The sequence below is a fragment of the Flavobacterium sp. genome, assembly GCF_027533505.1.
GTDB lineage: Bacteria > Bacteroidota > Bacteroidia > Flavobacteriales > Flavobacteriaceae > Flavobacterium.
In genome coordinates this window covers 69408-79026 of sequence record NZ_JAPZUB010000011.1, presented here as the reverse complement: position 1 = coordinate 79026, position 9619 = coordinate 69408, and the positions used below count along the sequence as shown (strand labels likewise).

Sequence of the window (9619 nt, the reverse complement as noted above, 5' to 3'; positions counted from 1 at the left end):
TCTACAGGAACCAAATCCAATAAATTAACTGAAGTGAATAATTGCGGCTGTAATTGTTTCTTTCCTTGCATGAATAAATTTACTAAATAGTTATTATTCTTGCAAGTGTTTGTACATTTGAGTTGTGCAACAAGCACAGCCGCTAGCCGCTATGGCTCGATTTTCTTCGCTTCTACTCTATTTTTCACGTAAAACTATTATCTTAGTAGAAAGTACGCAGTTCGCTGGCTTCGCAAATGTCGGATGGCAGCGAAACGTTAGCGGTGATTTTTGAAATCGGCGTAATAAACACCTATGAATTTAAAATTAAATATAGTCCTGGAAAAGATTAAAATCCTAATTTGCATTTGGACTCTAGAAACATTAACAGCAGGTATTCTCAGTTTTTTTAAATCAATATATGAGTTTTCAAATTTCTTTGAAAATATTCATGATATAGTTATTGTAAATGTATTAAGGCTTGTGTCTTTTAACTGGGTTTTATTGATTAGCTATTTAGTTATTCATAAGTTCAGCGTAAAAAAAGCTATAATCGTTGATGTTTCGATTTACCTGATTTGTTGTCTTATTTTTGGTTTATCAGTTAAACACAATTGGGAATATATTTGGGGATATAGTTTTGTCAGTAATTTTGTCTCAATAGCAATTGCACCTTTTCTATTCAAAAAAATAATACTAGAAATTTATGAAAACAAATTTGATGTTTGGGTTGAGAATTAAAACCACCGCTTACAGCGGTTTCGCGCTATTGCTGGTTTTTCTTGAGTTGTACTTCTTTCTTCACGCAAATATTTTATCTTAGTTGAAAATAAGCCGTTCGCTGGCATCGCAATAGTCGCAAAGCCATGGCACATTGGCAGACAATTGACCCGAAAAACGTAAAAAGCAGACTAAATTAAAATGGATACAACGATAAGAAAATATATCAAAACGGATAAAGATGTTTGCATAGAATCTTTCAAAAGTAATGTGCCAAAATATTTTGCAGAAGAAGAAATAAAAGATTTTGAGAATTTTTTAATGAGAATTGAAAAAGAGGACAATAAAACACATTTTTATGTTATTGTTTATGACGAAAAAATTATTGGTTGTGGAGGATTTGGAGACAAAGATAACAATGAAATAATTTCATTGGCTTGGGGATTAATTCACAAAGATTATCATAAAAAAGGATTTGGTAAAAAACTATTATCACACAGAATTGAAGAAATTAAAAGGCTTAAACCTGGAGTTCCAATAATTATTGATACAACTCAATATTCATGCGGATTTTTTGAAAAGTATGGATTTTTCACAACAAAAATAACTAACGATTACTATACAATTGGAATGCATCGATACGATATGACATATAGATTTTAAACAAAAAATAGTTGTGTCAAGAAACGGAAAAACATTAAACCTAATTCCAAAAAGAAACGTTTTAATTAAAAAAACAACCGATCTGCCAACAGCGGTAACTGTTGCACCACCCCTGATTTTTTTTTAAAAATAAATCAAAAAAAACCTCGTTTGCATCTTTACATTACACCCCATGTTTGGAACACGAGAACATAACAACAAATCGACGAAAATGAGAAATCAAATCAGAATTATGCGCTGTGGGCTTTTGACAATTGTTGCTTCAACCGTATTGATGTCTTGTCAATTGGGACGCTACGTGTTTTACAACTTTGCGGACATAAAAGACCATAAAAAATTTCAATCAAGACCTCTAACGGCTGATACTTCTCCTTTCATTTTTCAATCTACTAACAAAGGTAAAGTTCCAAAACATATCAACAACATTCCGTTTGATAAATATCTTGAAGACAATAAAACGGTGGCTTTTTTGATTATTAAAAATGATTCAATCCGATATGAAAACTATTTCAAAGGGTACAACAAAGAAAGTATCGTTCCTTCGTTTTCAATGGCAAAATCTGTGACGTCAATTTTAATAGGCTGTGCCATTGATGAAGGTTTGATAAAATCTGTTGACGAACCGATTACAAACTATATTCCTGAATTGAAAAAAAATGGATTTGACAAAGTGACTATCAAACACCTTTTGCAAATGACCTCTGGGATTAAGTTCAATGAAAGTTATGTCAATCCTTTTGGCGATGCAGCCTCTTTTTATTATGGTCTTAACCTTAGAAAAAAAATAGGGAAAATGAAGTTAAAAACTGAACCCGGTACAACGTTTGAGTATACAAGTGGGAATACGCAACTTTTGGGCTTGGTGCTAGAGCGTTCTCTAAACGGAAAAACAATTACATCCTACTTACAAGAAAAAATATGGTCCCCTCTCGAAATGGAAAATGATGCATCTTGGAGTATCGACCGAAAAAAGAATGGACTAGAAAAAACGTTTTGTTGTTTGAACGCCACAGCAAGAGACTTTGCCAAAATTGGACGATTGTATAAAAATAAAGGCAATTGGAATGGAAAACAAATAGTATCGCAAAAATGGGTTGAAGAATCTACAAAACTTGATACATCCGAAGGAAGTGCAAACTTTTATCAATATCAATGGTGGCTACCCACACCCAATGAAGACTTTATGGCAGAAGGTATTTTGGGACAATTTATTTATGTCAATCCAAAAAAAGATCTGATCATTGTTAGACTGGGAAAGGATGAAGGAAAGGCGGATTGGTGGGCAATTTTCACCTCATTAGCTAAATTATATTAAACCTCTCGAAAACCTCGGGCTAGGATCAACCTACGACGCGGTAGTGTTCTTCATTCCTAGCGATTGTTTGGTGTAACGGTGGGAATTCCTTGCCTTTTTTACCTCCTTCAAGGTTACAAAAGCACGGTTCCTTACATCCATTTTTCTATATTTGTTGGAAAGGCTGTACCGTTTTTTCACGGGCTGACGTTAACAACCATAAAAATGAAACGACGACTTATCATAATATTACTTTTTCTCAGCTTTCAAGTTTTTGGACAAAAGATAACATACAATAACATTGTTGATACTGCTGATGTTGAAACCAAAAAAGTAATGAAACTTTTTGAAAACTACTTGGCTTCAAATCCCCAAAATAAAGAAAAAAATGCATTTTGGAATATTGAGGAGCAACAGAAACATAAGAACTACGACTTTTTAGAAAGCGAATTTCAACCTTCTCTTTATATGGGATTTCCTGTTCACGTTTTGAGTGTAAAATTTAAAGATAAAATCTGTCAAATTAAAGCACAGTTTTCCTATTGCAATGAAGATGGTAGCCCTTACATTTTAGCAATAGTAAACTATAGCGCAAAAATGGAAAATGGAGCATATAAATTATTCAATACTTTGACAGTAAACAAGGAAAATTGGAATTGTACAACCGTTGGATTAGTGGACTTTTATTATCCATCATACCATAAGTTTGACTACCAAAAAGCTGAAAAACTTAATGTTTTTATACAAGAGATTTGTAAAGATTTTAGTGTCAAGCCAAAACCATTTGAATATTATCTCGCTGATGACTATGATGAGATTCAAACCCTAAAAGGACTCGATTATTACATTGGTATGGGTGGAAAGTCAAAACCTAGCGGCAAAGCTACTGACGACAAAGTCTATTCTAGCGGTTTGGGTGAATATTATCCTCACGAAGTATTCCACATTCAAATAGACGAACACTTTCCAAATAAGCATTTTTGGGTATCCGAAGGAGTGGCGACTTTATTGGGTGGAAGCCGTGGGAAAAGCTTAGAATGGCATATAAAACGGACAAATATCTATTTAGAGAAACATCCTGAAATAGACCTAGATGATATGCTCAAGTTAAAAAATTTGGATGACGAAACTTCTTATCACTATGTTTTGGGAGGACTAATAGCGAAGAAAATTGTGGACAAAGGAGGTTGGAGTCTGCTCAAAAAGTTTATGTCAAGCGGAAAATCTGATGAAGACTATTACAGTGCTATTGAAAAACACTTAGGAATAAATAAATCTGAACTTAATGAATATATCCGGGAGCAATTACAAATTGAATCAAATAAATAACGGTTGCCAACATTGTACAAACTTGATACGAGCAAAAGTGTTAAATTTTATTGCATTGATTATAAACTAACATAGTGGTAAACTAAAAGTAAAGTGTTAATAACCTGCTGCTTAATGTCTCCTGACTTTGCGCTATAGTCAACGAATTGCAATAAAAGAATTAAAGTGACTTTTTAGATAATGTATTTTATTATCGATTATAATTGTTGTCATTATGTAAACGCCATGAAAAGAGGTTATGTCATTAGAAAACAAGGTCAGGCACATTTTTTAACCATTACAGTAGTAGAGGGGATTGATACATTTAAAAAAAGTTACGAAGATTTAAACTAGCAACTGAAAATCATTCTCGAAAAAAAATTATCACTTTGGGCAATACTGAAACCATGCGGAAGAAATTTTCTCTGAATTATTTTTATGGTCAACGTGAAATGATATTCTCATGAGTCCAGTTCGCGGTGGAATTGTTTCTACAATGGAAGACTATATTTATTCTAGCGGAAGAACTCATTGTAACGGAACGGGGACTTTAGAAATAGCATTGATTGAAATACCTAAAGTAAATACGCTAAAACCATCATTTTTTGAGGAATATATTAGATAATGTTGCTCAAAGTTAGGCGGCTTTGTTTGCTTCTTAAAACATGTTTCCCACCAACATTTTTCCTGAAAAGTAGGAAAACACACAGAAGTGTGACGTAAAACCAACCCTCTCCTTTCTATATACTTGAATTTCTTCGTATTACTACTACCATCCAAATAAAAAAACTTATCTTTATAAGGTAAAATCATACATAAATCGTATGAAAAGTTCGCTGCATGTTTATGTAAACCGAATAGCAGCTTTCATACATGGATGAATTAAAACCAAAACGTATGCATGCTTGGAACAAAATTGGAATCGTTATCACTTCGCTACTCATTATTAGTTGTGATAAATCGAACGATGGTAATGAAACTCAAAATTTAAGCTGTTTGCCCACTAATTTGCAAAATGGGGTCATTGCCTATTATGCTTTTGGAAATGGTTCGTTAAATGATTCTTCTGGAAACAATCACCATCTTGTTAATACTACTACCGCCAGTCCTGGAGAAGACCGCGCTGGAAACCCTAATTGTGCCTATCTATTTAATAATACGAACAATGAGTTTTTACAACATGTCAATCCAACTTTTTTGGACAATTTACCGGTAAACAACCTCTCCATTTCGTTTTGGTATAAATCCAATGATCACCCTGGAGGATATGGCTTATTTATCAGTAGAGGAGATCAAATCTCATGTTCTAATGTTACCCGTGGCGAATGGTCCGTTAGTTATTCGAATGGTTTTTTGATTTCACACCTTCCCAATGGCGGTATTAGTCATAATGGATTTGTAAATACAAGTTGGCAACATGTAGTACTAACATCTACTGCTACAAACAATCAAATGTATGTCAACGGCAATCTAGTTTCCGGTGGGTCTGGATTATACAATTGCCCCGTTTTAAATCAAGGGGATTTATTTCTTGGTAAATTTTATAACGGCTTAATTGATGATGTTATAATTTATAACCGAATTCTTTCGCCAACAGAAGTTGTTCAATTATCTACGCTAAGTGCTTGTTGCAATTAAGTATTTGATACCCTCTACACCTCAATGAATTATCTACATAATTATAAAAAAATGTATTTTACTTAAGGGATATTACACACAAATACAGCGACTTAAATAATATCTACATCCAGTAGATCATTCTTTTCAAGAAGTAATTTAAGCCCCAAACCAAAAGAACAACCCTTTGGTTGGTGACCCTAAAATTAACATCTTGAGTCCTTTGAATCCTAACAAAAAGAACAACCTATTAGAAGTATTTCTCGTTTTTTTTACCTTTACCTAAAACCCAATTAATTTTTCAATAGCTTCTATATCCATTGCTTTTAAATTCATCTAAAACCCTTATAACCATGAAAAATTTCTTCAAAACCACCCTGTATGTTTCCGTTTTTGCTTTAGCAGGCGTTCTTTTTCAAATCAGTTGCTCTAATGCTGACCAATCGAATCAGCCCAATGCGGTCAATGTAACCCCTATTGGAAAAATTGTAATAGCTAAACGACCATCAGGTTCCGATTGGCAAATTTGGACCTGTAATTATGATGGGACAAACATGACACAAGTCCCGATTACGTTGCCTCCCAATGTGGTATTTAATAATGCTAATCTTCAAACAAATGTGAAACTCTCCCCGGATGGACAAAAAGTGTTTTTTGTTACTTTAACAAATTCTGGAACACCAAATGGATATCCCTCTATACATTCCTGTGATATTAATGGAGCTAATCTTCAAGAAGTTGCCAATTTGGGTTTGGTTACTAACATGGAGTTGGGAGGGGTTTATTAAGATCGTAATTGGGTACCCTTAAAATGTGCTGTCTGTAATCTATTACAAGGATTTTTCATCGTTTTTTTCAATAGCTTAAACGAACGCTTATGTTGCGTAAATTCATTTTTCTTGGGCTCGTTTGGAGTGGTTTCACGCTCACGGCCCAAACGGAATCTTGTGACTGTAAGGCCAATTTTTTAACCTTACTACGGGAAACCGAAGCCAATTATGGGGGATTTCCCGTCAAAGTAACGCCGCAAACCCAAAAAGCGTATCAAAAGTTAGTCAACCAATTGGAGAAAGCAAGTGCAGGGGTTACCCATCCCAAGTCATGCTTTGATTTGATGGCGGCATATATTCGCTTTTTTAAAGACAAACATTTCATACTCTCCTACATTCCCCCAGCCGATTTTCCTTGGGGTGATACGCTACTGGAGGAGTCGAACTTTAAAGAACAGTGCCTCCAACCCCATCGGCATAGCTTGGAGGGAATTTGGACCCATCCTGATGGAAAACTCACTCTTGGAATTCAACGGGAAAATGACACAACGTTCAAAGGAATCGTCCTCAGCTCCCAAGTGGAAGCCTATCGCCCGGGCATGGTCTATGTTCAATTAACGGCTACCCCCAAAGGTTTTGTGTATCAAAATCGGGAAAGTTTTATCACAACCCCACGTCCCGCAAGGCAAATTGGCAATCTATTGCAGTTATGGAGCGATGAAATGTTGGGCAAAATCTTTCCCCAAACCATGACGTCGGCTGAGCGGCTTGAATTGGATACCTGGAAAAACCAACAGCACGGTCTTCGTTTTGAAAAGTTGTCCACCAAAACGGCATGGCTTAAAATACCAACCTTTTTAAACAACGAGACGGCCATACAAGATTTAGTACACCAAAACGAGGCGGCCCTTAAATCGTGTGAAAACTTGATCATCGACCTTACCGGCAACGGCGGCGGAAGTTCGGGATGGGTGTCGCTTATTCCTTACCTACTCACGCAACCGATTTACCAGCGGGACACTTATGTCCGTGTGACACCCGCTAATGTCAATTTAAAACGAAAAGACCTTGAATTTTTTGCTACACAACCCATACCCGAAGCGTATCAAAAATACTTTCCCCCAGCAACGGTAGCGGCGTATCGTAAAGCATACGAGGAATTGCGTACTACAAAACTGCCCTTCTACCCGATTCCTGGGGTAACTTTTCCCATGGACGTCAGCGAGGGCAATCCCAAAAAAGTGGCCCTACTCGTCGATGGTTTCGGGGGGAGTTCAACCGAATACTTTTTCTACCTCAGCCAACAAAGTGCAAAAACACAGCGCTATGGCACGCCTACTTATGGCATGATGGATTATGAAGGCATGTCAACGCCTACACCGCTCCCTTTTTCAAACTATTATGTAACCATACCCATTGTTAAATCGCATTGGACCGATACGGCGCCCATCGATAGAACAGGCTTTGTTCCCGAAAACCGATTGGACCAACTCCCCCTAGAAACCTGGGTAAGGCATGTCCAAGCAGTAATGGAAAAGGAATAGCAAAAAGATGTAATTTATAAACTTTAACCCTATGAAAACCCAAAAACGACTCAATGTATTTGCCCTTTTGATTGCTTTTGTAACCGGCTACAAATGCTATGTCCATTTTGACGTTGCAACGTTTACATTTGAAAAACCAGTATTGGATACGATTTATTTGATTGCGTTTTTGTTTTCCTTTGGGGTGCTAATTCGCGATTTTTTAACCACAGGCAAAGACAAACCATAAGGTTTTCATTTTTTAACCTGTAGTTAAAGATTAACTTCCCTATTCCTTTGGTATCAATTCAATACCTAAAAATTGGCCAAACGTAAAAGAGATAAGCCAAAGATAATCGCTACTTTTGTGGCATGTTACGAGCCGCCCTACGCCGATATATTGCTAATTTCAAAGGATTTTCCCGCGAAATTTGGATCCTTACCTTGATTACGTTTATCAATCGAGCGGGCACGATGGTCCTCCCCTTTTTATCAAAATACCTCAAAGAAGACTTGCATTTCAATTACAATCAAGTCGGTTGGATACTGTTTTTTTTTGGCTTAGGCTCGATGTTGGGGTCTTGGTTGGGTGGTAAACTATCTGATAAAATTGGGTTTTACAAAATCATGGTGTTTAGTTTGTTTACCAGTGGATTGGCTTTCTTTGGTTTGCAATACATCTACAGTTTTGAAGGCCTGTGCATCGCTATTTTCACCATTATGGTGATTGCCGATATGTTTCGACCCGCGATGTTTGTTTCCATTGGTGCATATGCCAAACCTGAAAATCGAACGCGTGCCTTAACCTTGGTTCGTTTAGCCATCAATTTAGGATTTGCTGCCGGCCCCGCACTGGGCGGTTTAATCATCATGGGCATGGGATACAAAGGCTTGTTTTGGGTAGATGGCGCTACATGTATTATCGCCATTCTCATTTTTGTGATAAAAGTCAAAGAAAAGAAACGTCCCCCCATCGATGCTGAGACCAAAGCCTCTTTGGAATCGCAACGAAAATCAGTATTCTCAGACGGTCCTTTCTGGCTTTTTCTTTTTTGCTGTGTAATTACAGGGATTTTATTCTTTCAACTTTTTACAACCATTCCGCTCTACCATCGTATTCAATTTGGATTGAGTGAACTCCAAACGGGGTTGCTTCTCACCCTTAATGGGGTATTGGTTTTCTTTCTTGAAATGCCTATTGTAAGTGCCGTTGAACGTAAAAAAATAGATAAAGTAAAGATGGTTACTTGGGGCTGTTTTTTTATGAGTATCAGCCTGTTCTTATTGTTGATCAATCAATGGGCGGGCATTCTCATCGTGATGATGTTGTTTATGACGTTTGCCGAAATGTTTGCTTTTCCCTTTTCAAACACGTTCGCATTGAGTCGTGCACCCAAAGGACATGAAGGCCGGTACATGGCCATATTTACGATGAGTTATTCTGCTGCACATATTTTGAGTGCCAAAATCGGAATGAACGTAGTGGATCGGTATGGGTATGCCGCCAATTGGTGGGTCATGGGACTTCTTGGATTGGTAGGTACCGCCTCAGGATATTGGGTATACCGTTTGGTGCAACAGGAGAAAACGAAACATCCTATGGGCGCCACTACATTTGCGCATCCCGCTGAGGGAGGGGAACGGGAAATTTAGCAGGGGGCGGTGTTCAGTGTTCAGTGTTCAGTGTACAGTGTTCAGTGTTCAGTGTACAGTGTTCAGTGTTCAGTGTACAGTGTTCAGTGTTC

10 protein-coding genes are annotated in these 9619 nt (G+C 36.9%); all 10 read left to right on the top strand.

The genetic code is table 11. From position 1 onward, the window contains the following. The first annotated feature begins 294 nt into the window (after positions 1–294). The 10 genes from O9316_RS03790 (at position 295) to O9316_RS03745 (ending at position 9527) form a co-directional block, all read left to right on the top strand. Positions 295–720 carry a hypothetical protein gene (locus O9316_RS03790; RefSeq protein ID WP_298205079.1) on the top strand — a complete coding sequence of 142 codons (426 nt, stop codon included), beginning with the start codon at positions 295–297 and terminating at the stop codon, positions 718–720. Between the two features lie 180 nt (positions 721–900). Beyond that, positions 901–1362, top strand: coding sequence for a GNAT family N-acetyltransferase (locus tag O9316_RS03785; RefSeq protein WP_298205080.1), 462 nt, complete (start codon positions 901–903; stop codon positions 1360–1362). A 211-nt stretch (positions 1363–1573) separates the two neighbouring features. Then, a complete protein-coding gene (locus O9316_RS03780; RefSeq protein WP_298205081.1) occupies positions 1574–2677 on the top strand; it encodes a serine hydrolase in 1104 nt (367 codons plus the stop codon). A gap of 204 nt (positions 2678–2881) precedes the next feature. After that, positions 2882–3985, top strand: a complete 1104-nt coding sequence (locus O9316_RS03775; RefSeq protein ID WP_298205082.1) for a hypothetical protein — start codon at positions 2882–2884, stop codon at positions 3983–3985. Positions 3986–4427: 442 nt separating this feature from the next. Beyond that, the gene (locus O9316_RS03770) at positions 4428–4589 is read left to right on the top strand and encodes a hypothetical protein (protein ID WP_298205083.1); all 162 of its coding nucleotides are present in this window, start codon (positions 4428–4430) and stop codon (positions 4587–4589) included. Between the two features lie 272 nt (positions 4590–4861). Beyond that, positions 4862–5602: a LamG domain-containing protein gene (locus tag O9316_RS03765; RefSeq protein ID WP_298205084.1), complete on the top strand. Its 741-nt coding sequence runs from the start codon at positions 4862–4864 to the stop codon at positions 5600–5602. 332 nt (positions 5603–5934) lie between these two features. Further along, positions 5935–6369, top strand: a complete 435-nt coding sequence (locus O9316_RS03760; RefSeq protein WP_298205085.1) for a hypothetical protein — start codon at positions 5935–5937, stop codon at positions 6367–6369. A gap of 89 nt (positions 6370–6458) precedes the next feature. Further along, entirely contained in the window at positions 6459–7895 is a 1437-nt protein-coding gene (locus O9316_RS03755) for a S41 family peptidase (protein ID WP_298205086.1), read from the top strand. Positions 7896–7926: 31 nt separating this feature from the next. Continuing rightward, positions 7927–8124 (top strand): hypothetical protein, encoded by a 198-nt coding sequence (locus tag O9316_RS03750; protein ID WP_298205087.1) that lies wholly within the window; start codon positions 7927–7929, stop codon positions 8122–8124. Between the two features lie 122 nt (positions 8125–8246). Further along, entirely contained in the window at positions 8247–9527 is a 1281-nt protein-coding gene (locus O9316_RS03745; RefSeq protein ID WP_298205088.1) for an MFS transporter, read from the top strand. Positions 9528–9619: the final 92 nt, after the last annotated feature.

Bases quoted from the DNA above. Each gene is read 5' to 3' on its own strand.
- O9316_RS03765 (WP_298205084.1), top strand. From the start codon at position 4,862: ATGCATGCTTGGAACAAAATTGGAATCGTTATCACTTCGCTACTCATT.
- O9316_RS03790 (WP_298205079.1), top strand. From the start codon at position 295: ATGAATTTAAAATTAAATATAGTCCTGGAAAAGATTAAAATCCTAATT.
- O9316_RS03750 (WP_298205087.1), top strand. From the start codon at position 7,927: ATGAAAACCCAAAAACGACTCAATGTATTTGCCCTTTTGATTGCTTTT.
- O9316_RS03785 (WP_298205080.1), top strand. From the start codon at position 901: ATGGATACAACGATAAGAAAATATATCAAAACGGATAAAGATGTTTGC.
- O9316_RS03745 (WP_298205088.1), top strand. From the start codon at position 8,247: ATGTTACGAGCCGCCCTACGCCGATATATTGCTAATTTCAAAGGATTT.
- O9316_RS03755 (WP_298205086.1), top strand. From the start codon at position 6,459: ATGTTGCGTAAATTCATTTTTCTTGGGCTCGTTTGGAGTGGTTTCACG.
- O9316_RS03760 (WP_298205085.1), top strand. From the start codon at position 5,935: ATGAAAAATTTCTTCAAAACCACCCTGTATGTTTCCGTTTTTGCTTTA.
- O9316_RS03775 (WP_298205082.1), top strand. From the start codon at position 2,882: ATGAAACGACGACTTATCATAATATTACTTTTTCTCAGCTTTCAAGTT.
- O9316_RS03780 (WP_298205081.1), top strand. From the start codon at position 1,574: ATGAGAAATCAAATCAGAATTATGCGCTGTGGGCTTTTGACAATTGTT.
- O9316_RS03770 (WP_298205083.1), top strand. From the start codon at position 4,428: ATGAGTCCAGTTCGCGGTGGAATTGTTTCTACAATGGAAGACTATATT.